The sequence below is a fragment of the Alicyclobacillus kakegawensis NBRC 103104 genome (genome assembly GCF_001552655.1).
In the GTDB taxonomy this organism is placed as follows: Bacteria; Bacillota; Bacilli; order Alicyclobacillales; family Alicyclobacillaceae; genus Alicyclobacillus_G; species Alicyclobacillus_G kakegawensis.
Window position 1 is genome coordinate 25,430 of record NZ_BCRP01000004.1, and the last position, 22,927, is coordinate 48,356.

A 22,927-nucleotide genomic window follows, 5' to 3' on the forward strand; every position below is an offset into this window, starting at 1 on the left:
CACACGGTGCGCTCGCGCGTCGGCCCGGCCGCGGTGGCGGTCGGGGCGGGCTTGCTGATCATTTAGAGAGGATGGACGAAGTGCAATCGGTGGAACGAGTGTATCGTGGAATCGCCGCATCGGAAGGGCTGGCGGTGGGGCCAGCGTTCCTGTGGCAGACCCAAGCGGCGGCCGTGCCTGTGCGCCAATTGGCGCCAGAGCAGGTCGTCGTGGAACAAGAGCGGTTTGAGGCGGCGGTTGCGACAGCGAAGCAGCAAATCACGCGCATCCGGGAAAAGACAGCTGCCCAGGTGGGAGAGGCGGAGGCCAGGGTGTTCGACGCCCACCTCGCTTTCTTGGACGATCCGGCGTATGTCGGCGAGATCGGCAAACGAATCGCGGCCGATCGACTCAACGCCGAAGCGGTGTGTCAGCAGGTCACCGAGGCGACGGCGGATATGCTGGCCGCGATTCCCGACGAGTACCTGCGGGCGCGGGCGGCCGACATCCGGGATGTCGGGAAGCGCTTGCTGCAGGTGTTGAGCGGTGCTGAGACGGTCGGGCGGGACGTACCGGACGGCGCCATCATCGTGGCGGACGAATTGGCACCTTCCGATACCGCCCAATTGCCTGCGGGGGTGGCTGGGTTTGTGCTGGCGCATGGCAGCAAGACCGCCCATACCGCCATTTTGGCGCGGACGATGGGGATTCCGAGTGTGGTCGGCTTGGGCGCAGAAGCCATCGCCCAGGTGCACGACGGAGACATCCTGGTGGTGGACGGACGGACCGGGGAGGTCACGGTAAATCCGGACGAAGCATCGGCCCAGCGCGCCCGCCAAGAGGCGGAAGAACAGCGCGCCCGGCGGGAGGCTCTGCGTGCTGCTGCGCAGGCGTCGGCCAGGACGAAGGATGGTGTGCGCATCGAGGTGTTCGCCAACATCGGCAGCCTCAAAGACGTGGAGCCGGCGCTCGCCAACGGAGCGGAGGGGGTCGGCCTATTCCGAACCGAATTCTTGTATCAGAATTCTGACCATTGGCCCACAGAGGAGGAGCAGTACGCAGCGTACCGGTCCGTCCTGGAGGCGTTCGCCCCGCGGCCGGTGGTGATTCGCACGCTTGACATCGGCGGGGACAAGCCCCTGCCGTTTGCCCAGTTGCCCAAGGAGGAAAACCCGTTCCTCGGCCACCGGGCGATTCGCTTCTGTTTGGACCAACCGTCGGTTTTTCGGACGCAGCTGCGCGCCTTGTTGCGGGCGAGCCGACACGGGCAACTGTGGATCATGTTCCCGATGATCCAGTCGCTGGCCGAACTCAGGCAGGCCAAGAGCGTGCTCGGCGAATGCCGCGAAGAATTGGCGGCCGCCGGCGTGCCGGTGGCCGAACAGATCAAGGTCGGCATGATGGTGGAGATTCCCGCGGCGGCCGTGCTGGCCGACGCGTTCGCCTGCGAAGTGGACTTTATGAGCATCGGCACCAACGACTTGACCCAGTACACGCTGGCGGTCGACAGGGGCAACGAGCAGGTGGCTGATTTGTATCAGCCGTTGCACCCGGCCGTGCTGCGGCTGGTGCAGATGACGTGCGACGCGGCCCATAAGGCGGGCATCCCGGTGGGCATGTGCGGTGAGCTGGCGGGCGACGTGGACGCCACGGAGTGTCTGGTTGGGCTTGGGCTGACCGAATTATCCATGAGCGCCGGCTCCATCCCCGCCGTCAAGCTGCGGTTGTCGGAGGTCGACAGTTCCACGGCTCGTATCCACGCCTCCAAGATGCTGGAGAAGTGACGGGCCGATCTTATCGCTTGGCTGGAGGTGGCGCATCGCATGGGGAGCGATGACTGGGTCGTCGGCGGGATTCGTATCGTCACTTCAACCGGCATCTGTGAAGACGGGTACGTGTGGGTGCACAACGGCGTCATCCGTGAGTTGGGCTCCGGACCGGCGCCTCTGGCGGCGCCGTCGCCTTTTGCGGATCCGCGCGCGGCCTGGCTGGTGCCTGGGTTTGTCGACATGCACGTGCACGGGGGGGACGGAGCCGATGTCATGGATGGCAAGCCGGAGAGCGTGGAGCGTATAGGCCGCTTTCATGCGTCTCATGGCACCACCGCTTGGCTCCCGACAACCCTGACCGCGTCCGCCGACCGGCTGCTCCAGGCGCTGGACGCCGTGCATGAGGTCCGTCAGCGACGGTGGCAAGGCCCCACCATTCTCGGCGTCCATCTCGAGGGGCCTTTCATCGCTCCCAGCCGGCGTGGGGCACAGAATCCGGAGCACATTGTCGATCCGTCCGTGCCCCTGGCCGAGTCGCTGCTGGCGCGGGTGCCTGGACTGGTCCGCAGCATGACCCTTGCCCCCGAGCGTCCCGGAGCGCGTGAGTTGATAGAGTGGGTCTGCCGGCAGGGGGTGCTGGCTTCGATGGGGCACACAGATTGCGACTCCGATACGGCCCGCGCGGCCATCCAGCAAGGGGTGCGCCAGGCCACACACCTATTTAACGGCATGCGCGGCCTGCACCATCGGCAGGGGGGGCCGGTGGCGCAGGCCCTCTTGGACGAGCGCGTGGTCTGCGAGTTGATTGCGGACGGGCAGCATGTCGATTGGGACGTCCTGCGGTTGGTGGTGAAGGTGAAGGGAGCCGACGGCGTGGCTTTGATTACAGACGCCATGGCGGCCGCCGGGCGCCCGGATGGAGAATATGAGCTGGGCGGCTTGCCTGTGTCGGTGCACGACGGGCGCGCCTGCTTGGCAGGCAGCGACCAGCTCGCCGGCAGCACGTTGACCATGGACCAGGCTGTACGCAACATGGCCGTCAAGGTGGGGGTCGGCTTGCTCGACGCCGTGCGCATGGCCAGCACAACGCCAGCCCGCCAGCTCGGACTCTCGCATCGCAAGGGCGACATTCGTCCCGGTATGGATGCTGATTTGGTACTCCTCGACGAATCCTTATCTGTCCTCGCGACTTGGGTTGGAGGAGAGCGTATCTTTCAACGCTAACGCGTATGTGCAGAGAGCGGCGAGACTAGCGCTGCCAGGTCTCGCCTTTCAGTGCGGAACTGACGGTGGCGACTTCGTCCTGCTTGGGGTTGGTGCCCATGACCATGTCGAGGCTGGGGTTGGTGACGCCGAACCAATAGTTTTCGTTCTTGTAGTGATGCAGCAGGTGGTACTTTTTCATCCACCGCCCCCAGGCGCTTCGCGGCACGATGGGCCGGTGTGAGACAAAGTGGGTCCATTCGTAGTACAGTTGCGCGAGCGACGTGCCGACAATCAGCCCGGCGGTGAGCAGGGCGCTCCGGGTGCCGAGGTACCCAATCACCCAGTACACGATATACCCAGGCACGTTGTACACGTTGGGCGTCAACATGTATTTCAGCTCGGTGGGCAGTTGATGATGAACCACATGGCCCTCGTAGGCCTTTGGTAGAATGAGCCGGAGAATCCCATGCAGCACGAAGCGGTGCGTGATGTATTCAATGAAATAGAACAGGACGATGCCCGCGAGGATGGCCAGCCAGAGCATCGGCCGATAGGGCTGAATCAGTGCGACCACGATGTCAGCAGCCAACACCAAGAAGAGAAACAGCACTCGGTGGTCCCGCAAAAATTCCTTTCCGTACGGCATTATCATCGCCTCTATCAACAAGGATTTACGGAAGTATTTTAGTACAGTTGCGAGGGGATGTCACTCCGCCGGCCGATTTTGCGGGTCCAGCAGCGGGCAGCCGAGTTCCTCCAGGTAACGCCCTAGTAGGTGGAGCGGCAGACCCACCACGGTGAAATAGTCGCCCTCGATGCGGTGGATGAGAATAGATCCGTAACCTTGAATTCCATAGGCCCCTGCCTTGTCGAGAGGCTCCCCGGTGGCGATGTAGGCGTGGATTTGTTGGGGATTCAGACTCGACATGTGCACTCGGGTCCGTGAAAACCCCTGGCGCTGTTGGATGGCGCCGTGGGTGTCCCGGGCCAGCACGCACAGCCCTGTGTACACATCGTGCGTCCTGCCCTGTAGCCGCGAGAGCATCACGAAAGCCTGCTCATGGCCGCGCGGTTTGCCCAAGATCTCGCCATCGAGCGAGACCACCGTGTCGGCGCCGATGACGATAACCGGATCGCCCAGGGTGTCGCGGCCACCGAGCCTTTGCAACACCGCGCCCGCCTTTCGCGCGGCCAGTGTCTGCACCAGCTCGGCCGGATGAGGACGGCCGGGCACCGATTCGTCGGTCTCACTGGTTTGCACCTCAAACGGGCGTTGAAACATAGCCAAAAGCTGGCGTCGGCGCGGCGACGAAGAAGCCAACACCAGGCGCGCCTGGTTCATAACCGCCATTCGTGTTCCCCCTTGCCTGCGTCAGCAGACGGCCTTCCTCGGCTATTGTACAACAAACGGTCGCCACGCCGGGCAAGTGGGCAGGGATGTGGGCGCCGCGGGCCGTCCCAGACCGTCGGCCTTTGGCGCCCACGGTAGAATGTTCACAGTTGATGAGCGTCTTCCACCTCATCCTGGATTTCATCCCGGAACCCCTCGATGGCGCGCTCCCGCCGCTCGTTCTTTGCCTCCAGGGCGGCCTTGTCCCGCTCATTCATCTGTTCTCCGTGCGCCTTGAGAAAGTCGTTGGCTTCCCGCAGGTTGGCCATCGTGTTTTGAATCGACCGCTGAAGTTTTTCCACATTGTCGCTGCGGTCATCCAGTTTCGCCATGGATTTACATTCCTCCTCGAAAAAGTTAGTGGAAAACTGGGCATAGGGTGCGTTGTCGGGGACCCTTTTATGCTATGGTTATACAGGCTGCGTGCGGACAACCTGACATGGCAGGATTGTGGAGGAGTGGATGTGATGAGGTCATTTTGGAGGGCGGTGCCGCTCTCGATTCAACATGTGTTCGCAATGTTTGGCTCCACCGTGCTGGTCCCTTACATGACCGGATTGGATGCCGGCAGCGCCTTGATCGCCAGCGGTGTGGGCACGCTCGTATTTCATGCCATCACGCGCGGCAAGGTGCCTACGTACCTTGGGTCTTCGTTTGCGTTCATTGCGCCCCTGGCCCTTTACGTGGGGAAGTACCACTCACCCGCGGAGGCGGCCGCTGGTTTGGTCAGCGTGGCGGTGGTCTACGCCCTGGTGGCCTTGCTCGTGACCAGGTTGGGATTCGCGCGCGTGCGGCGCTTCATTCCTCCGGTCGTGGTGGGGCCGGTGGTCTCGGTCATCGGATTGTCGCTGGCCGGCACCGCGGTCACCAACATGGCAGCGGTGCACTGGGACGCGGCGATTGTCAGCCTAGCCGCGGCGATTGCCGCCTCGCTGGTGGGGCCGCGGCAGCTGCGCGTTGTCCCCTTATTGGTTGGGATTCTGGTCGGATACATATACGCGTACGCGCGCGGTCTTGTGGACCTGCACCCTGTTGCCAGCGCACCCATACTGTCGTTGCCCCACTTTGTTCTGCCGCATTTCACGGGCTCCGTCGTGTTGGCCATGGCCCCCATCGCGTTGGTCACCATGGTTGAGGACCTCGGTCACATGTTCGTCCTCAACGAAATCACCGGTCGCGATGTGACCAAAGACCCTGGATTTTCCTCCGTGCTCTGGGGCAATGGCGCCGCGACCTTCCTGTCCGCTCTCGTGGGCGGCCCTGCTCAGACCACGTACGCGGAGAATCTGGGCGTCTTGGCCATCACGCGTCAGTATTCCGCCCGCATCATTCAAGGAGCGGCCGTCGTCGCCATCATATTGGGGCTGTTTGGCAAGGTGGGGGCTTTGATTCACACCATTCCGGTTCCGGTTATGGGCGGTATCAGCATCCTTTTGTTCGGAATGATTGCGGCCATGGGCATTCGCCACGTGATTGAAGAACGGGTCGATTTGACGAACATGAAGAACCTGATTGTGGCCGGGGTCATCTTCATCGTCGGCGTCGGCTACCCGAACAACGGCGTCGCGTTGGCCACGCTGGCGGGGCTTGTCATATATTGGGTGCTGCCGGACGTGAGTCGTAAACCGGTTTGATGCCACCTCATACTTGACGACCGGAGTGGGCACGTTATCAAGTGTCGGACACCGCGTTGGGAGGGCTGTGTGATGACATCGAGACGCAAGTCCATTGGACGCGGCGATGAGGCCTCTGGACCCATTGCGAATGCTCTCGCCAGTCAGAGCATGGCGCGCGGGGAACCCGAGGAAGAGCTGATACGACGCCGTGCTCACAAGGCGTCGTCAAACCTCCAGACTTGACCGGCGGCTCTTTTTGACTGGTCGCACGGAACGAAGAGGCATTCACAAAAGTGCCCAGTGTCCGACAGGGACCCGGCGATTGCGCCGGGTCTTTCCTTGTCCATGGTTACGGCATCGATGGGACACCGTGCCAGCGCAGCGGGCGTTGTCCGTTTTCTGCCATAGCCATGGAAACCATGGCTCCTGTATACTAGGAGTCTGACGGATTGCGCGATTTCCCCTGCTGTTGTGAAAGCGGACGGGGACAGAAGGAGAGTAGACATGCTGGTTGTCGGTCTGGTTGCAGGCGTTTTGGCCGTCATCCTTTTGTTGTGGGGCCTATTGCGGCTTGTGCGGCGCTATCTCAGCCGCTGGCACTTTGTCGGCTTCATCGTCTTGGCGGCGGTGTCTCTGGTGAGCCTGTATCTTGGGCGCCCGTACTACGCCGTCAAGTCGGTGGCGGAGGCGGGGAATCCCCATGCCTACGTCGTCCGTGTGGAGACGGTCAACAGTGAGAAGTCGCATTTGGAAGCGTACGCGCGGGACATCATCCAACAGGTTCGCCAGGCACACCCTGACGCGGTGGCCGTTGAGGTGGAATTCTTCGCGCCGCACAGTTCGACTTGGCAATCGCGGGCTGTATGGGGGGCTTACTCTGACGCCAGAGAGGGCGAACAGGGCGTGACCACTGACGCCGCCAATCAGACCGTGTTTGACTATGTGCTGCCTTGAGAGGAAAGCGCCCTCAAAGCAATCTGTAAAGCGGCGTCCTAGACGGTCGACAGAAAAGACCAGGGGGCTCCCGTGGGAGCAGCCCCTGGTTTTTTTGTCACGCCATGGATGGCAGGTTCATTGGGCGGTGCCGCGCAGGAAATTGCGCAGCACGGTCTGGAGAATGCCGCCGTTGCGGAAGTATTCGATGTCCACCTGGTTATCCAGGCGAGCGGTCGTGGTAAAGGTGAAGCTCGTTCCGTCTTCCCGCGTCGCCCTGACCGTGATGTCCTGTCCCGGCTGCAGGTCGCCATCCAGGCCCAGGATGTCAAACCGTTCCCGACCGGTGATGCCGAGCGATTTCCAGCTGTCACCCGCCTTGAACTGCAGCGGCAACACGCCGAGACCCACCAGGTTGCTGCGGTGGATGCGTTCGAAGCTCTCCGCGATGACCGCCCGCACGCCGAGCAGGATGGTCCCTTTCGCCGCCCAGTCGCGCGAACTGCCGGTGCCGTACTCCTTGCCCGCGATGACCACAAGCGGCTGACCGTTTTCCTTGTACTTCATGGCCGCGTCGTAAATCGGCATGACCTCGCCGGTCGGCAGGTAGGTGGTGAACCCACCCTCGGTTCCCGGCGCCATCTGGTTGCGGATGCGGATGTTGGCGAACGTTCCGCGCATCATCACTTCGTGATTGCCGCGGCGCGATCCGTACGAGTTAAAGTCGGCCGGCTTGACGCCGTGGTCACGCAGGTACTTGCCGGCCGGGCTGTCGTACGCGATGTTGCCGGCGGGGGAGATGTGGTCCGTGGTCACCGAATCGCCCAGCAGCGCCAGCACGGCCGCTCCCTCGATGCTCTGGGCCTTGGGCACGTCCGCGGTCAGGCCGACAAAGAACGGCGGTTCCTGAATGTAGGTCGATGCTTCGTCCCACTGGTACAATTCGCCTTCCGGACTGGACAGGGCGTTCCAGCGCTCGTTGCTGTTGAACACGTTGGCGTATTTCTTCTGGAACAGGTCTGGCGTGATGACCGAACGAATGACCTCGGCCACTTCGTTCGGAGACGGCCAAATGTCCTTCAGGTAGACCGGGTTTCCGTCTTCATCGTGCCCGATGGGATCTTTCGTCAAATCGATATCGACCGTTCCGGCCAAGGCGTAGGCGACGACCAACGGCGGCGACGCCAGGTAGTTGGCGCGTACCAGGGAATGAATGCGACCTTCAAAGTTCCGGTTGCCCGAGAGCACCGCCGACACCAGCAGGTCGTTGTCCTTGATGGCGTCGGAGATAGCGTCCGGCAGCGGGCCGCTGTTGCCGATGCAGGTGGTGCACCCGTAGCCGACCACGTCGAACCCGAGCTGCTCCAGGTAGCGCAGGAGACCGGACTGTTCCAGGTAATCGGTCACGACGCGCGATCCGGGCGCCAGGCTGGTCTTCACGTAGGCCGGGGTCTTCAGCCCCTTCTCCACCGCCTTTTTAGCCAGCAAGCCGGCGCCGACCATGACCGTCGGGTTGGAGGTGTTGGTGCAGCTGGTAATCGCCGCGATGACCACCGCGCCCGGCTTCATGGTGGATTGCACGCCCTCCGGGTATTGCACCTGAACCTCCTTCCGGACGTCTTCGTCGCTGAGGCCAAACCCGCCTTGGTCGAGCGGCTTTTGCAGGGTCTCCTCGAAGGTGGACTTCATTTTCGTCAGTTCAATCTTGTCCTGTGGCCGGCGCGGACCCGCCAAGGTCGCCTGGACATCACCCAGGTCGAGTTCCAGGGTATCGGTGAATACCGGATCGGGCGTGGCGTCGGTGCGGAACAAGCCCTGCTCTTTGCAATACGCTTCGACGAGCCGAACCTGGCTTTCGTCGCGGCCGGTGCTGCGCAGGTAGTTGAGCGTCTCCTCGTCGACCGGGAAAAAGCCCATCGTCGCGCCATACTCGGGGGCCATGTTGGCGACTGTGGCGCGGTCGGCGACGCTGATGTTGCTCAACCCCGGTCCATAGAACTCGACGAACTTGCCGACGACACCCTTCTTGCGCAGCATCTGTGTGACCGTCAGCGCCAGGTCCGTGGCTGTCGCCCCTTCGGGCAGGTGGCCGGTCAGCTTGAAGCCGACGACCTGGGGCATCAGCTGATACAGGGGTTGTCCCAGCATGCAGGCTTCGGCCTCGATGCCGCCGACGCCCCAGCCGAGGACGCCGATGCCGTTGATCATAGTGGTGTGCGAGTCGGTGCCGACCAGAGAGTCCGGGAAGACCACCGTCTCGCCGCCGATCTCGCGGCGCCCGACGACGGAAGCCAGATACTCCAGGTTCACCTGGTGGACGATGCCGGTTCCCGGCGGAACCACGCGGAAGTTGTCGAACGTCTTCTGCGCCCAGTGCAGGAATTTGTAGCGCTCCTCGTTGCGCTCGAACTCCCGCTTGATATTAAACTCCAGCGCTTCTTTCGATCCGAACGCGTCCACCTGCACGGAGTGGTCGATGACCAGATCAACAGGGATGAGCGGGTTGATGCGCTTTGGATTGCCCCCAATCCGCTGCATGGCGGCGCGCATCGCAGCCAGGTCGACGACGGCCGGCACGCCGGTGAAGTCCTGCAGCAAAATGCGGGCCGGTTTGAACGGCACGTCCGTGCGCTGTGGCGAAGCCGCGCGCCAATTCGCCAATTCTTTGACGTGGTTTTCGTCAATCACACGGCCGTCGTATTGGCGCACCACCGCCTCCAGCAGAATCTTGATCGAGAACGGGAGCTTTTTGACGTCCGCGACGCCTTTTCGTTCCAGTTCCCCGAGGTGGTAGTAGGTGAACTGGCTGTTATCGATGGTTAACTTCTTTTTGATGCCAAACGGGTCTTGCAATTGGTTCGCCATTACGTTCCCCCCACTCTGGCTGTCATTTCCTCGACACCCATTGTCGCAGATGCGCTGTCCGCTTGTCGAAGGCAGATAAGAAAAGCCGATGAGGCGATTTCAAATCCCAATAACCGATCTCATCCACCTTGACACAGACTCGACACATAAAGTTCGCACCGTTGACACTCTACTCCCTTTCTGTGACCGTTTGCAAGTGGGGGATAGGCTTTGCGGCCGGCTCACGTGCCGCCTGAAGGGATGCGCTTTCACCAATGCGCATCCTGATTGACGACGCGGGTGCCGCCGCTGGCGAGGTTGATAGTCAGCTGCAGCCGTCCCGTCGAGTCATCGTAATGGGCCGAACCGATGGGTAGGTCGTCGCCCGTCGCGGAGCGGTAGACCACAGACAGCAACTCTCCCTTGTCATATTCGTAGTACTTCTTCATCAGGCGGGCGAGGAACGCCTCACGGTCGCGGACGGGGACCGGGCGGCGCACGGTCAGCACATAGGAAACCGGGTCCAGCCCGGTGCCGGAATCAATCACGGTAAGGGTCCCGAGGTGGTGAACCGTGACGTATTCCATAAACGTGTGCTGGTGAGCGGCTTCACGCGCGGCCGCGATGTGGTGCATCACAGGAATCAGTGTCAGGACCAATCCGGTGATGATGCCGGCCATCGCCAAGACCCAAGCCCGCGTGCGCCACTGATGCCGTTTGCTTGAGTCGGTGCGCGCTGGCAGTGAGTTCACTTTGTGTCACCCCCGGCAGGCGTGTCTTCATACCATTCCTACTATTAGTGATTATACTGCAAAACACGGCTCCGACCGGCGGCTCGGAATGTCAATGGCTGGACACATTCTTTAGTGGCCAAAAGGTGTTGAACGACGGCCGTTGGTGCTATCCTGAGAATGGCGAATAGAGGAGGCATGTAGCGGTGCTCAGACGGCTTGCAGTGATTCTGTCCATGATTGTGACGGTTTTTGTCGGCTTTGGGCTGGTTATACCGGTGCTGCCGATGATGGTTGCCCATGTCGGCGCCCAGCCGTACCACCTGGGCCTGATGCTCGCCGTGTATTCGGCCGTGGCCTTTTTCATTTCCCCCTGGTGGGGGCGATTGTCCGACCGAATTGGGCGCAAGCCGGTCCTGATAGTCGGGTTGGTTGGGTTTGCCTTCAGCTTCTTCTTGTTCGGGTTGGCCAAGGACATGCTGTGGTTGATGTACTTGGCGCGCATTGTCGGCGGTGGTTTCTCAGGCGCGGTGACGGCCACGGCCATGGCTTACATCGCGGATGTGACAGGTGTGGAGGACCGCACGCGCGGCATGGCGTTTGCCGGCATGAGCATCGGGCTGGGGTTCATCATTGGTCCTGGCGTGGGCGGCATCCTCGCCAAGTTTGGCGTAGCCATTCCGTTTTTTGTGGCGGCCGCGTTGGCCTTGCTGAACGCCCTATGGGCGCTTGTGTCGCTGCGGGAACCGGATAGGGAGCAGCGTGTCCACGTGACCACCAGCACCCGGTCCAGGTGGGCGGCGTTTGCCGGTTCATTGAAGTACATGTACCTGGTGGATTTCATCGCCCAGTTTACGATTGCCGCGTTGGAAGGTTGTTTTCAGTACTACGAGATGTGGAAGATAGGCGCCACACCGACGCAGATTGGATATATGTTCTTCATTTCAGGAGTCGTCGGCGCCCTTATCCAAGGCGGCATCGTGCAGCGGTACGTCAAACACGGCCGGGAGGTCCCAACCCTCTATCTGGGACTCGCCGTATCGGCTGTCGGCCTGTTTTTGGTCCTGCTCTCGCACAGTTTCTGGACGGCGGCCTTGTTCATGACCATCTTCGGGGCCGGCAACACGGTGCTCAAGCCGACTGTGACCTCCTTGGTGAGCAAGCGGACAACGGTGGGCCAGGGTCTGGCCTCCGGGTTGCTGTCATCGATGGATTCCCTCGCCCGCATCGTGGGCCCCTTGCTGGCCACGGTGCTGTATCAGTGGGACAAAGGCCTGCCGTTTGTCGTGACGGCATTGGTGTGCGTGGCTGGACTTGGTCTGGTGGCGGCGTTTCAGCGCGGAGAATTGCAGGCCAAGCGGGCGGCCGCAGAGACTCTCTGAGCGAACTTGGCCGAAGTGTTCAGCAGCATGCAGAAGCCGCCGCGTTGCTTGACTCGCGGCGGCCTTTCTATGGTAAACTGTACCCGTATCTTGAATTGAGTGTTTGTTCCTTGTTGCTAATTCTATCGGAATCTTAAAGGGATTTGGGAGACTGGCTGTGCGAAGGGCATGCAACGTGTGGCAAGGGGAATTATTCATCCCTGGCTGGCAGGACGCCCGGGAGCCGTGAATCTACGATGCCGAGGCTCCAGGGGCCCAGCCATGGCTTTGACGGCAAACCGGTAAAGGAGGGGGCATCGTGTTCTCATCGTGGTTGCCGGTGGAGCTGACTCAGATGGCGCACAACGTGGATTCGTTTTTCTACATCATGCTGGGCGTAGTGGCCTTCTTTTTCGTCTTGGTCGAAGCCTTGTTGATCACGTTCCTGATTCGCTACCGGCGGACCCGGCGCAATCCGACGGGGGCTGCGGTGCACGGCAACACCAAGCTCGAGGTGGTGTGGATGCTTGTGCCGGCCGCCATTTTGATCGGCTTGGGCGCGTTTTGCGTCCCGTACGTGTATGCGCTTCAAAAGCCGCCGGCGCAGGATGTGACCATTCGCGTCACCGGCCACGAGTGGTATTGGGACTTTGAGTACCCAAACGGGGCGCACGCTCGGACGCTGGAGGTGCCGGCAGGGACGCCGGTGCTGTTTGACATCACATCGGCGGACGTTATACACGGCTTTTACATACCAGATGTGCGGCTACAGCAGGACGCTCTGCCTGGGCGCATCACACAGTTTTGGATCAATATCAAACCGGACATGGTGGGACACGTGTTCGATGTGCCCTGCGACCAGTTCTGCGGCGCCGGCCATTCGCAGATGCACGCGACCGGCAGGGTCGTGACACAAGCCGAGTTTCAGCAGTGGGTATCCTCGTTGAAGAAATAGGTCCGTAGAGGAGAACCGCGGCCGTTTGGGCGACGACCGCGAACAGTTCCACCTGCGAGGTGAGGATTCATGGAGGCTGTCCTGAGCCATCCGCGCCCACGCCGGCAGTCGTTTGTGCGCGAGTGGGTGTTGACCGTCGACCACAAGAAAATCGGCGTTATGTACGGGGTTACCGCTATCTTCTTCTTCCTCCTGGGAGGTCTGTTTGCGCTCCTGGTGCGCACCGACTTGCTTGTCCCGCAAGGGGTGTTTGACGCACAGTCCTACAACGAATTCTTTACCATGCACGCCACCATCATGATCTTTCTGGTTATCATCCCACTTCTGACCGGGGCGTTTGGAAACTATCTCATACCCCTGCACATCGGCGCCCGCGACATGGCGTTCCCCCGTATGAACGCCCTGAGCTACTGGCTGTACCTGGCTTCGGGCGTCATCATGCTGTGCAGTATGGCCGGAGGCATGCCCGACGCCGGGTGGACCGCCTATCCGCCATACAGCGTGTCCGCCAAGGGCAGCGGCATCGACTTTTGGATTTTCTCGGTGCACTTGGCCGGCCTGTCGTCCATTCTCGGGGCCATCAATTTTTTGGTCACCATTCACAAGATGCGCGCTCCCGGCATGTCGTTCAACCGCATGACGCTGTTCACCTGGAGCATCTGGGTCACCGCGTGGATGCAATTGTTCGGTACCCCTGCTTTGGCCGGAGCCATCACCACGCTTTTGTCCGACCGCCACTGGTCGACCGTGTTTTACAACGCCAGCGCCGGCGGCGATCCGATGCTGTACCAGCACCTGTTCTGGTTCTATTCGCACCCTGCGGTCTACATCATGATTCTGCCTGCGTTCGGGATCATCTCGGAAGTTTTGCCGGTGTTTTCCCGCAAGCCAATCTTTGGCTATCACGCGATTGCCTACTCCAGCGTCGCGATTGGCTTTCTCGGCTTTTTTGTGTGGGCTCACCACATGTTTGTCGCTGGGATGCAGATGTCCGAGGGCATTCCTTTCATGATCTCGTCGCTGGTCATCGCTGTACCGACATCGGTGAAGATTTTCAACTGGTTGGCGACGATGTGGCGCGGTTCAGTCGAGTACTCAGTGCCGATGATGTACGCGTCGCTCGGGTTCATCGGATCGTTCATCATCGGTGGGTTCAGCGGTGTCTTGGTGGCCGCGGTGCCGCTGGATATGGACCTGCACGACACGTATTTCGTCGTCGCCCACATTCACTACGTCCTGTTCGGCGGCAGCGTCATGACCATCATGGCCGGGCTGCACTTTTGGTTTCCCAAAGTCACGGGCCGAATGTACAACAAGACGCTGGGGCATGTCTCTTTTTGGTTCTACTTCGTCGGTACGCAGCTGACTTTCTTTCCGATGCACTTTCTCGGTTTGGCCGGCATGCCACGGCGATACGCGACCTATCCGCCGCAGTACATGTTTTGGAACGATGTAGCCACAATCGGCTCTTACGTCTTGGGGCTGGGCACCCTGTTGATTGTCGCAAACCTCTTCTGGGCGGCCAAGTACGGGGTGAAGGTTGGTCCCAATCCGTGGGGCGCTCAGACTCTGGAGTGGCAGGTTTCGTCCCCGCCTCCGGAGCACAATTTCGACGAAATTCCGACCGTCACCGACAACCCGTACCGGCCGTATGACCCGCCGCAACCGGAACCGGAGGCGAATCCAACATGGGCTTGACGGTGCAGGACACAGGCGATTGAAGGCATATACGGAGAGAGGGGAGATGCGGCTATGGCTGTGCGGATGGAGAAGGGGCATGGCGGACAGGTAGTGCACGATGAACGCATAGACCCGCAGGCCAATGCAAACCTGGCGGTGTGGCTTGGCCTGGCCGCCTTGACGTTCATGGCGGCCGTGTTTGTCGCCTCGAACGTCTACCTGCGTGGTTGGAATCCGAGCAAGTTTACCCTGAACAATCAGCTGCTGACCGACCTGCCCTATTGGGATACCTTGATCCTGATTGTGTCCGGGGTGTTGGTGCTGGTGGCCGCCACCTTCTTCGCCAGGGACCGGTGGCAGGCGTTCAATGCGGTGTTGGCGCTGGCGGTATTGTCTTGGGTGGCCACGACGTTGATTCAGTTCCGGCTCATGCTGTGGTTCGCCGGCTACAACCAGCAGATCAAGACGATAGACTGGCCGACCTCGATGATTGTGTTTGCCTTAACGTTCATTTCCACGGTATTGATTGCCATCGCCGGTTGGTACGCCAGCTTTGCGAACAAGGCCAAGGTGAATGCGTTCTTTCCGGTGGCGATGAACGTGTGGCTGTACACGGTCATGTTTGGCATTGTCGTGCTGTTGATGGAACGGGTGCTGACTGTCGGTCAGTTCGCTGCCTGGTGCGGCCTGCACGCCTGAGGGGATGATTCGATGCGACTGATTGCGTTTGCCTTGGGATTGTTTGCGTTCGTCGCGGTGTTCCTGCTAGTTTTGCGTTACACGACGTATCTGTCGAACGTCAAGAAGGGGCGCGGAAACCACCCGGCCGCGCCGACCGTTCCCGTGTCTCACGACAGCTCCATGACCGGGGAGGATGTCTGACCCCTTGCTCGCCTCATGATGGGTGCGGCCCTATGAGAAAAAAGCGGGACGCCACCCCGCTCAGTCTTTCGTGTTATGCGCCTTCATGCGCACCCATTTGCGGTTGTGGTTGCTGGTTGCGGGAAAGGTGTCGCCCCGTTTCAGGTGAACTTTCCGCGGGTCGCGAATGGAGGCGCTGTCTGGGTGCTCCCCGACTTCGATGTAAAAGCCGTCGTTGGGGACTTCCCAACCGGGTTCAAACTGTTTGTGCTGTCCCACCGTCGTCCCTCCTGTCCTGGCCTTTGTAGGAACAGCCGTCCGGCAGGGGACGGCTGCGTCCATAGTATGTCAGGACAGAACGGGGACTATGATGCCGGGTTCAGGCGATGGTCACATCGTTGCACAGATAGACGTCTTGAATCAGGTTGAGCAGCTTCACGCCTTCGTCCATCGGCCGCTGGAACGCCTTTCGGCCCGAAATCAAACCCATGCCACCGGCCCGTTTGTTGATGACCGCGGTGCGCACCGCTTCCGCGAAGTCGTTGGCACCGGAAGCGCCTCCGGAATTGATGAGGCCAATTTTGCCCATGTAGCAGTTCGCCACTTGGTAGCGGGCCAAATCGATGGGGTGGTCGGTCGTCAATTCCGTATAAATCCGCTCGTCCGTCTTCCCGTAGCTGCTGCCTTCCATGTTCAACGCCTTGAATCCTCCGTTGGTCTCCGGAAGCTTCTGCTTGATAATATCCGCTTCGATGGTTACGCCCAGGTGGTTGGCCTGGCCGGTCAGGTCCGCGGCGACATGGTAGTCGACACCGTCCTTTTTGAACTGCGGATTGCGCAGGTAGCACCACAAAATGGTGAACATGCCGAGCCGGTGCGCCTCCTCGAAGGCCGCGCTGATCTCCTGCAGCTGGCGCGTCGACTCGTTCGACCCGAAGTAGATGGTGGCGCCGATGCCCGCCGCTCCCAATTCCCAGGCCTGGCGTACGCTGGCAAACAAGACCTGGTCGAATTTGTTCGGGTAGGTCAGCAGCTCGTTGTGGTTGATCTTGACGATGTACGGAATTTTATGAGCGTATTTGCGCGAAGTCAGGGCCAGCACGCCCAGCGTCGAGGCGACGCCGTTGCAGCCGCCTTCAATCGCGAGCTTGACAATGTTCTCCGGATCGAAATAGGCCGGGTTTTTAGCGAACGAAGCGCCTGCCGAGTGTTCGATGCCCTGGTCGACAGGCAGGATGGAGACGTATCCGGTGCCGCTCAAACGGCCGGTGTTCAACAGCTGCTGCAGGTTGCGCAGAACCTGGTTGTTGCGGTTGGACGCGGCAAACACTTTGTCCACACTGTCTGGCCCGGGCAAGGTCAAGCTCTCTTTGGGGATGGTGCCGCAGGTATGAGAGAGGAGGTCATCAGCCTCGCTCCCCAGGTAGGTGACAATTTGGTCAATCATCGTCTGGGAACACGCTCCATTCTCGCCGGCGCAGACGCGGCCGGATCGACAAGTCTGGGACAGGCTCACCCTGTCTGCACGTTTCACACCATACTGTATCAAATCCCGTCGCTTGTAGGGAAGTCGTGCGAATGTTTACCGCCCGCTTTGCGCCGCGGGCTCCGAACGGCGAACTGGCCAGCCGAATACATAGGGATTATGTATAATTGCAGTAGAGTCTATGTACTGGAGGCGACCCTATGTACCTGCGTCAGCAAACACGGACGGTCCGAGTGGGCGATGTCTCCATCGGCGGCCGTGATCAAGTGGTCATCCAGAGTATGACGACGACCAAGACGGCGGATGTGGAAGCGACCGTGCGTGAGATCCTGCGCCTGGAGGAAGCGGGGTGTCAGGTGGTCCGCGTCACCGTGAACAACCGTGAGGCGGCAGCAGCGATTCCCGAGATCAAGCGGCGCATCCACATTCCCTTGGTCGCCGATATTCATTTTGATTATCGTTTGGCCCTGGAAGCGATTCGCGGCGGTGTGGACAAGGTCCGCATCAACCCGGGGAACATCGGTGGCCGCGAACGCGTGGAGGCGGTGGTCAAGGCCTGCAAAGAACGGGGGATTCCCATCCGCATCGGTGTCAACGCCGGTTCCTTGGAGCACCACATCCTGGACAAGTACGGCTACCCGACAGCCCAGGGAATGCTGGAGAGCGCTTTGCACCATATCCGCATCTTGGAAGAACTTGATTTTCACGACATTGTCGTGTCCATGAAGGCGTCGGATGTCCAATTAGCGATTGAGGCGTATCGGCTGGCGGCCGAGACGTTCGATTATCCGCTACACCTGGGCATCACCGAGTCCGGCACGCTGTACAGCGGCACCATCAAGAGCGCTGCCGGGTTGGGCACGCTCTTGTCGATGGGGATTGGCAACACCATCCGGGTCTCGCTCAGCGCCGATCCGGTCGAAGAGGTGAAGGTGGCCCGTGAACTGTTGAAGACGTTCCACCTGATCTCCAATGCGCCGACCTTGGTCTCCTGTCCGACGTGCGGCCGCATAGACATCGACCTGATTTCCGTGGCCAACGAGGTCGAGGATTACCTGCAGCACATCCAGGCTCCGATAAAGGTATCGGTGCTCGGCTGCGCGGTCAACGGTCCCGGCGAGGCCCGGGAGGCGGATATCGGCATCGCTGGCGGCCGCGGGGAAGGCCTGTTGTTCCGCAAGGGCAAGGTGGTGCGCAAGGTGCCGGAAACGGAGTTGGTGGCCGAGTTGAAGCGGGAGATCGACGCGATGGCGAAGCGCTACCAGGAGACTGGAAAGCTGCATGAAGAAGAGGTGGGGGTCTGAACCGGGCGGGACGCTCGCAAGCCGCCCGAGGGGCGCGGCGGCCCACGGGGGGCGGCGCTGCTGTACCGAAAGACGCGCCCGGTCAAGAAGCGGAGTTGGCGGGTGGGCAGGCGGAGGTCGCCCCACCGCCCGGGGTATCAATATGATGCTTGGCGACCGCTTGTTCAACCAGGCTCGATACCAGGCTGGGCAGGTCGCCGATGACCTCCCTACCCAGCGCGGCCAGCGGCCCGGCTTGGCTGATCACGGCAGACACCGCATCCTGCTTGACGCTCTGCGCCAGTGCCGGGGTGAACACGCCGGCCTTCTTGGCGTCGGCCACTACCTTCTGGTTGAATTCCTGAACCACCGCTTGGGCGATGGCGGCCAACCCGTCGATCACGTGTGCGGCCAGCTGCGCCTGCTTGCTGTCGGCGTGCGCGCTGACAATCCGTTTCAGGTGCGGCGCCAGGGCGCTGATACCGATGCCTATCAGCAGGGTCATCAGACTCAACAGGGATTCGAGAATTTGTAACTCCAGTGCGCCGTTCACTCAGCTCACTCCTTGCAGCATTTTTTCCGCTTTTTGCAATAACTCCAATGCTTCACGCAGCTTCGGCACTGTGTCGGGGTTGGGCAGTTGATACAGCGCTTTGCCCAGCGTGGTCAAGGTCATCACTCCCGCGACACCGTCCACCGTCAGGTGATGCTGTTGTTGAAAACTTTTCACGGCCGCCTCCGTTTTGGGGCCGTACACGCCATCAACCGCCAGGTGCGCATGGAGCACCAGGTTGAGCTCCTCCTGGAGCAGCTTCACCGCTTGGCCTTGACTGCCTCGCTCAAGCATGCTCGTGCCTCCTTTCTGGGTCGGGGCCGGGCCGCCGGAGATCACCGACCACATCGCCGGTGTCGCTGATTGATAGTCCCAAAACGAGTAGCCCGGCTGGTTCTTGCACGCGTCCATGAACGATTGGAGTTGACCTGGGGTCACGCTGCCGTACGCCTGTCCAACCGGCGCGACGGGAATCTGGTAGGCACGGTAATAAGCCAAACTCTGCGCCACGGCCGTTCTGGGCGGCAGGCGAAAGTCTCCCCAATACACCTGCGGCATGGTGAAGTCTGCGTGACGGTTGAAGGAGGAAAACGGGAAATCCGGGTGATATTTGGGGAGTCCGAACGTCGAATAGCCAATCGGTTTGCCGCCGGCCCGCTGCCGGATGGCCGCCATCAGCCGGGTGGCCGCGTCAGCCATACCGGATCGCTCGAATTCCGCCTCCACATCCGCCACATAAAAGTCGGCACCCAGGGACAGGGCCCTGTGCGCATTGGCAGCCTCCTCGTCGGGGTGGGCGCCGTAACAGTAGCCCCACGCGCCCACCGCCAGGCCGGCTCCGTGCAGCTGGTGGACCAGGCTGGAAGAAAACTGCGACCAAAAGTCGCGGCCGTCGTGCGCCTTGACGATGAGCCCGGCGAGTCGCGCGCTCTGCGCCCGCGCAATGATGGCCTGAATGTTGCCGCCGCTGGATTCGCTCACTTCCCATACCCAAACCATCTTGCCTTGCCAAGCCTCCAAACCGGTCACCCCCTTTTTTGCGGCCTCGGATGCCTACAGCAACATATGGCGCCTCGGCTCGCCGTGTTTTCGGCAGACAATCGGCCGGGTTTCTCCAGCCGATTGGGAAAATGCAGCGGTGCGCCGGTTTGGGGGCGTCCATACGATTCGTTGACGAATCGGGAGACAGGGTATACAATACGACACATACTTTACTTTGGTAGAGAACTAAAGCAAGGCGAAGCGGGTGACGCCTTGCTTTCGGGATAGCATGGACCTTGTCGGCTGGAAAGGGTTGATGTGCTTGGCGCTGGATGCCATGCGGTGGGCCGAGCGGCCTCCGGGGATGCGGGACTTGTTTCCGGCTCAGGCGCGGTTGCGCCGGAACCTGGAGGATTGGCTCATCCGTTTTTTTGAAGACCGCGGTTTTTCCCTTGTCTCCAGCGGGGCGTTTGAATATGCGGACACCCTGCAGCGGGGACGTGTGCCTGCGGCTTCGGAGCAATGGGTGCAGGTGTTTGACCGTTCGGGCCGTCCGATGGCCCTTCGGCCTGATATGACGCCGAGTGTGGCGCGGATGGCGGCCCCCTTGGTGGCCGCAGGGCAGGTTCCCATCCGCTGGTGTTATGCCGAGCGTGTCTACCACCGCTCCGACGCGCCGGCCACCTTGTCCTGGATGAGCGGGCGCGCCGCGGAATCCACTCAGGTGGGCGTGGAATGCATTGGCGAGACCGGAGTGGCGGCGGACAGCCAGTTGTTGGGCCTGTGTCTGGACGCGTTAGCGGGGCTGAGGCGTGCCGGTGTGCGCATGGTCATCAGCCACGCTCTGTTTGTCCCCGCTCTGCTCGAGCTTTTGGGTGTGCCTGCAGATGACCTGGAGCCCTTGCTTGCGCTGTTGACCGCCGGGGATTATGTGGCGTTTCGGACGGAGAGCCGGCGCTTTGTCGGCGAGGTGGACGTGCTGGAGCTGCTGTCCGCGCTGAACCCGTTCCAGCCGCACACGCTCCCGGACAACCTGGTGCGGCCGGAATCGGCCGCGTCACAGCGGCTGCAGGCGGCTTGGCGGGCGCTGTGCCAACTGGCGGACGCCATCCGGACCAGTGATCACGCTTGTGCCATGGTATTCGACCTCTCCTTGCATCGCGATCCGTCTTATTACACGGGCATGGTTTTCGAGGTCTTCGCTCCCGGCGCCGGCGCGCCGATTGCCCAGGGTGGGCGTTACGACCACCTGCTGCGGGAGTTTGGCGCCCCCGCGCCGGCTCTCGGGTTTACGTTTGAAGTCGAGCGGCTGATGACGCTGTTTGCGGACGAGGAGCTAATCGTGCAGCGGGGGGTGGTCCCGTGCTGACCATCGCGCTAGCCAAAGGCCGGACCACGGACGGAGTGTGGCCATTGCTCGTGGCGGCGGGACTTCCTCTGCCCACGGCTCTGGATGAGACGCGGGCGTTGGTCTTTGACGTGGACGCCGACGCGGCCACGCTCCAGGTGGATCGAATGCGCTACCTGCTGGCCAAGCCGGCGGATGTCCCCACGTATGTTCAGTACGGTGTGGCGGATCTCGGGATTGTCGGAAAAGACATCTTGATGGAGGAGCCGAGAGACGTCAGCGAGCTGGTGGACCTGGAGTGCGCCTGCTGCCGCCTGTGCGTGGCCGGCCGACCTGAGGATGAGCTGCGCCCGCCGCGGCGCGTGGCCACCAAGTACCCGCGCCTGACGGACCAATACTTCCGCAGCCAGGGCACGGCGGTGGAGATTGTTCCGCTCAGCGGCTCCATCGAGCTGGCGGCGGTCATCGGCCTGACCGACAGGATCTTCGACCTGGTGCAGACAGGCGCCACCCTGAGGGCCAACGGACTGAAGGTGTTTGACACGGTGTCTGACGTGTCGGCCCGGCTGATTGCCAATCGTTCCAGCTACCACCTGCAGCGCGAGGCGATTCGGCAGGTGGCCGATGCGTTGGCGGCGGCCGTCACAAGGAGGAGGAGAGGATGATCCCGAAATTTCGGGCCCACGAATGGGCGTGGCGCAGAGAGCTGACGACGCGCGACGACGGCCGCAGTGTGGAACAGGTGTTGGCCGCGGTGCGTGAGCAGGGGGACGCGGCATTGCGCCAGTGCACTGTCCGCTTCGACCGGCGGCCGGAGGCAGCATCGGAGGCGTGGGCGCTGCGCGTACCCGAGGACGTGTTGGCAGAAGCCTTGGCCAATCTGAGCCCTTCTCTGCGCGAGGCTCTGACCGCCGCCGCGTCCCGTATCCGCTCTTTCCATGAGGCGCAGAGGCCGACGGAGGTCTGGTGGTCGGGCGGGGAGGGCGAGCGGCTTGGATTGCACTGGCGGCCGCTGCGTCGCGTCGGTGTCTACGCGCCCGGCGGTCGCGCGGCGTACCCCTCGACCGTGTTGATGGATGTCATCCCCGCCCAGGTGGCGGGGGTATCGGAGATTGCCTTGGCTTCACCCCCTCATGGCGAGGCGGGGTGGCCCCACCCGTTGGTCCTGGCCGCCGCCGCCCTGCTCGGTGTCCATGAGGTGTACCGGCTTGGCGGGGCGCAGGCGGTCGCCGCCTTTGCCTACGGAACCGAGACCATCCGGCGCGTCGACAAAATCGTGGGACCGGGCAACCGCTATGTGGCCATGGCCAAGCGGGCCGTGGTGGGCGGTGTCGGCATCGATACCGTCGCCGGTCCGAGTGAAGTGTTTGTGGTGGCGGACCATACGGCCAATCCGGAGTTCATTGCCGCTGATCTGCTGGCCCAGGCCGAGCACGATCCGGACGCCGGCGCGGTCTGTATCGTCACGGACGCCGCCTTGGCAGACGCCGTCCAGGCAGCGACGGAGCGACAGCTGGCCGACCTTCCGCGGCACGCGGAGGCGGCCTTGGCGCTGGAGCGATGGGGGGCGATTGTGCTGGCGGCCGATGTGCAGGAGGCCATCGAGTTGGTCAATCGAGCTGCGCCGGAACACCTGGAGCTGCTGGTGGCTCACCCGGAGGCCTGGCTGCCGCGCGTGACGACGGCGGGGGCGGTGTTTCTCGGCCCTTGGTCGCCGGAGCCGGTGGGTGATTACTACGCCGGCAGTAATCATGTGCTCCCGACGCACGGGAGCGCCCGTTTCGCGTCGGGCCTTGGCGTGCACGACTTCCTGCGGCGCATGACCAGCGTGCAGTATACCGAACAGACCCTGCACCGGCACCAGGACCATATTGTGGCGCTGGCCCGCGCGGAGGGACTGGAGGCGCACGCGCGCGCGGTATTGGCGCGCAGCCCTGGGCGCTGATTCATC

The 22,927-nt window shown here is 61.8% G+C and carries 22 protein-coding genes; 13 read left to right on the forward strand and 9 right to left on the reverse strand.

From position 1 onward, the window contains the following. The first annotated feature begins 71 nt into the window (after positions 1-71). Positions 72-1,763, forward strand: a complete 1,692-nt coding sequence (gene ptsP / locus AK2_RS04160) for a phosphoenolpyruvate--protein phosphotransferase (RefSeq protein ID WP_174521139.1) — start codon at positions 72-74, stop codon at positions 1,761-1,763. A gap of 39 nt (positions 1,764-1,802) precedes the next feature. Next, positions 1,803-2,972, forward strand: a complete 1,170-nt coding sequence (gene nagA / locus AK2_RS04165) for an N-acetylglucosamine-6-phosphate deacetylase (RefSeq protein WP_067931725.1) — start codon at positions 1,803-1,805, stop codon at positions 2,970-2,972. Positions 2,973-2,997: 25 nt separating this feature from the next. Here nagA and AK2_RS04170 read toward each other — a convergent pair whose 3' ends face one another. From AK2_RS04170 to tlp, 3 genes are all read right to left on the reverse strand, one after another. Then, a complete protein-coding gene (locus tag AK2_RS04170) occupies positions 2,998-3,600 on the reverse strand; it encodes a sterol desaturase family protein (RefSeq protein ID WP_067931727.1) in 603 nt (200 codons plus the stop codon). A gap of 60 nt (positions 3,601-3,660) precedes the next feature. Continuing rightward, positions 3,661-4,305: a Maf family protein gene (locus AK2_RS04175; protein WP_067931729.1), complete on the reverse strand. Its 645-nt coding sequence runs from the start codon at positions 4,303-4,305 to the stop codon at positions 3,661-3,663. A gap of 143 nt (positions 4,306-4,448) precedes the next feature. After that, the gene (gene tlp / locus AK2_RS04180) at positions 4,449-4,676 is read right to left on the reverse strand and encodes a small acid-soluble spore protein Tlp (protein ID WP_067931731.1); all 228 of its coding nucleotides are present in this window, start codon (positions 4,674-4,676) and stop codon (positions 4,449-4,451) included. A gap of 135 nt (positions 4,677-4,811) precedes the next feature. Between tlp and AK2_RS04185 the strand changes: the two genes are divergently transcribed. Further along, positions 4,812-5,978 carry a uracil-xanthine permease family protein gene (locus AK2_RS04185; RefSeq protein ID WP_067931733.1) on the forward strand — a complete coding sequence of 389 codons (1,167 nt, stop codon included), beginning with the start codon at positions 4,812-4,814 and terminating at the stop codon, positions 5,976-5,978. Positions 5,979-6,464: 486 nt separating this feature from the next. Continuing rightward, positions 6,465-6,914, forward strand: a complete 450-nt coding sequence (locus AK2_RS04190; RefSeq protein WP_067931735.1) for a hypothetical protein — start codon at positions 6,465-6,467, stop codon at positions 6,912-6,914. Between the two features lie 117 nt (positions 6,915-7,031). Here AK2_RS04190 and acnA read toward each other — a convergent pair whose 3' ends face one another. After that, a complete protein-coding gene (gene acnA, locus AK2_RS04195) occupies positions 7,032-9,758 on the reverse strand; it encodes an aconitate hydratase AcnA (protein WP_067931737.1) in 2,727 nt (908 codons plus the stop codon). 248 nt (positions 9,759-10,006) lie between these two features. Continuing rightward, a complete protein-coding gene (locus AK2_RS04200) occupies positions 10,007-10,489 on the reverse strand; it encodes a hypothetical protein (RefSeq protein ID WP_067931739.1) in 483 nt (160 codons plus the stop codon). Positions 10,490-10,674: 185 nt separating this feature from the next. Here AK2_RS04200 and AK2_RS04205 point away from each other — a divergent pair, with 185 nt between their 5' ends. From AK2_RS04205 to AK2_RS16805, 5 genes are all read left to right on the forward strand, one after another. Further along, positions 10,675-11,850, forward strand: a complete 1,176-nt coding sequence (locus tag AK2_RS04205; RefSeq protein ID WP_067931741.1) for an MFS transporter — start codon at positions 10,675-10,677, stop codon at positions 11,848-11,850. Between the two features lie 298 nt (positions 11,851-12,148). After that, the gene (gene coxB / locus AK2_RS04210; RefSeq protein WP_067931742.1) at positions 12,149-12,784 is read left to right on the forward strand and encodes a cytochrome c oxidase subunit II; all 636 of its coding nucleotides are present in this window, start codon (positions 12,149-12,151) and stop codon (positions 12,782-12,784) included. 69 nt (positions 12,785-12,853) lie between these two features. Then, a complete protein-coding gene (gene ctaD / locus AK2_RS04215) occupies positions 12,854-14,482 on the forward strand; it encodes a cytochrome c oxidase subunit I (protein WP_067931744.1) in 1,629 nt (542 codons plus the stop codon). 54 nt (positions 14,483-14,536) lie between these two features. Continuing rightward, positions 14,537-15,163: a hypothetical protein gene (locus AK2_RS04220; protein ID WP_067931746.1), complete on the forward strand. Its 627-nt coding sequence runs from the start codon at positions 14,537-14,539 to the stop codon at positions 15,161-15,163. Positions 15,164-15,175: 12 nt separating this feature from the next. Continuing rightward, on the forward strand, positions 15,176-15,346 hold the full coding sequence (locus AK2_RS16805; protein WP_157076220.1) for a hypothetical protein: 171 nt from the start codon (positions 15,176-15,178) through the stop codon (positions 15,344-15,346). A 60-nt stretch (positions 15,347-15,406) separates the two neighbouring features. On the opposite strand, the gene AK2_RS04225 is transcribed toward AK2_RS16805, so the two are convergent. Then, positions 15,407-15,604 (reverse strand): YjzC family protein, encoded by a 198-nt coding sequence (locus tag AK2_RS04225; protein ID WP_067931748.1) that lies wholly within the window; start codon positions 15,602-15,604, stop codon positions 15,407-15,409. A 100-nt stretch (positions 15,605-15,704) separates the two neighbouring features. Next, on the reverse strand, positions 15,705-16,859 hold the full coding sequence (locus AK2_RS04230) for a class I fructose-bisphosphate aldolase (RefSeq protein ID WP_245632763.1): 1,155 nt from the start codon (positions 16,857-16,859) through the stop codon (positions 15,705-15,707). Positions 16,860-17,011: 152 nt separating this feature from the next. Between AK2_RS04230 and ispG the strand changes: the two genes are divergently transcribed. Further along, positions 17,012-18,115, forward strand: coding sequence for a flavodoxin-dependent (E)-4-hydroxy-3-methylbut-2-enyl-diphosphate synthase (gene ispG / locus AK2_RS04235; RefSeq protein WP_067931752.1), 1,104 nt, complete (start codon positions 17,012-17,014; stop codon positions 18,113-18,115). An 82-nt stretch (positions 18,116-18,197) separates the two neighbouring features. Here ispG and AK2_RS04240 read toward each other — a convergent pair whose 3' ends face one another. Further along, the gene (locus AK2_RS04240; protein WP_067931754.1) at positions 18,198-18,647 is read right to left on the reverse strand and encodes a hypothetical protein; all 450 of its coding nucleotides are present in this window, start codon (positions 18,645-18,647) and stop codon (positions 18,198-18,200) included. Then, on the reverse strand, positions 18,648-19,667 hold the full coding sequence (locus tag AK2_RS04245) for a peptidoglycan-binding protein (protein WP_067931755.1): 1,020 nt from the start codon (positions 19,665-19,667) through the stop codon (positions 18,648-18,650). It abuts the gene before it with no gap. Positions 19,668-19,893: 226 nt separating this feature from the next. Between AK2_RS04245 and AK2_RS04250 the strand changes: the two genes are divergently transcribed. From AK2_RS04250 to hisD, 3 genes are read left to right on the forward strand one after another with little or no spacing between them, the layout of a single operon-like run. After that, a complete protein-coding gene (locus tag AK2_RS04250) occupies positions 19,894-20,997 on the forward strand; it encodes an ATP phosphoribosyltransferase regulatory subunit (protein ID WP_245632764.1) in 1,104 nt (367 codons plus the stop codon). Then, positions 20,991-21,641, forward strand: a complete 651-nt coding sequence (gene hisG, locus AK2_RS04255; protein WP_067931757.1) for an ATP phosphoribosyltransferase — start codon at positions 20,991-20,993, stop codon at positions 21,639-21,641. Before AK2_RS04250 ends, hisG begins: the two co-directional genes overlap by 7 nt. Further along, entirely contained in the window at positions 21,638-22,921 is a 1,284-nt protein-coding gene (gene hisD, locus AK2_RS04260) for a histidinol dehydrogenase (protein ID WP_067931759.1), read from the forward strand. The genes hisG and hisD overlap by 4 nt, the downstream gene beginning before the upstream one ends. The last annotated feature ends 6 nt before the right edge of the window (positions 22,922-22,927 follow it).

Excerpts from the sequence above, each read along its gene's own strand:
- AK2_RS04190 (WP_067931735.1), top strand. The coding sequence starts at position 6,465 with ATGCTGGTTGTCGGTCTGGTTGCAGGCGTTTTGGCCGTCATCCTTTTG.
- AK2_RS16805 (WP_157076220.1), top strand. The coding sequence starts at position 15,176 with ATGCGACTGATTGCGTTTGCCTTGGGATTGTTTGCGTTCGTCGCGGTG.
- AK2_RS04220 (WP_067931746.1), top strand. The coding sequence starts at position 14,537 with ATGGCTGTGCGGATGGAGAAGGGGCATGGCGGACAGGTAGTGCACGAT.
- acnA (WP_067931737.1), bottom strand. The coding sequence starts at position 9,758 with ATGGCGAACCAATTGCAAGACCCGTTTGGCATCAAAAAGAAGTTAACC.
- tlp (WP_067931731.1), bottom strand. The coding sequence starts at position 4,676 with ATGGCGAAACTGGATGACCGCAGCGACAATGTGGAAAAACTTCAGCGG.
- nagA (WP_067931725.1), top strand. The coding sequence starts at position 1,803 with ATGGGGAGCGATGACTGGGTCGTCGGCGGGATTCGTATCGTCACTTCA.
- ctaD (WP_067931744.1), top strand. The coding sequence starts at position 12,854 with ATGGAGGCTGTCCTGAGCCATCCGCGCCCACGCCGGCAGTCGTTTGTG.
- AK2_RS04170 (WP_067931727.1), bottom strand. The coding sequence starts at position 3,600 with ATGCCGTACGGAAAGGAATTTTTGCGGGACCACCGAGTGCTGTTTCTC.
- ptsP (WP_174521139.1), top strand. The coding sequence starts at position 72 with ATGGACGAAGTGCAATCGGTGGAACGAGTGTATCGTGGAATCGCCGCA.
- hisD (WP_067931759.1), top strand. The coding sequence starts at position 21,638 with ATGATCCCGAAATTTCGGGCCCACGAATGGGCGTGGCGCAGAGAGCTG.
- AK2_RS04175 (WP_067931729.1), bottom strand. The coding sequence starts at position 4,305 with ATGGCGGTTATGAACCAGGCGCGCCTGGTGTTGGCTTCTTCGTCGCCG.
- AK2_RS04185 (WP_067931733.1), top strand. The coding sequence starts at position 4,812 with ATGAGGTCATTTTGGAGGGCGGTGCCGCTCTCGATTCAACATGTGTTC.
- ispG (WP_067931752.1), top strand. The coding sequence starts at position 17,012 with ATGTACCTGCGTCAGCAAACACGGACGGTCCGAGTGGGCGATGTCTCC.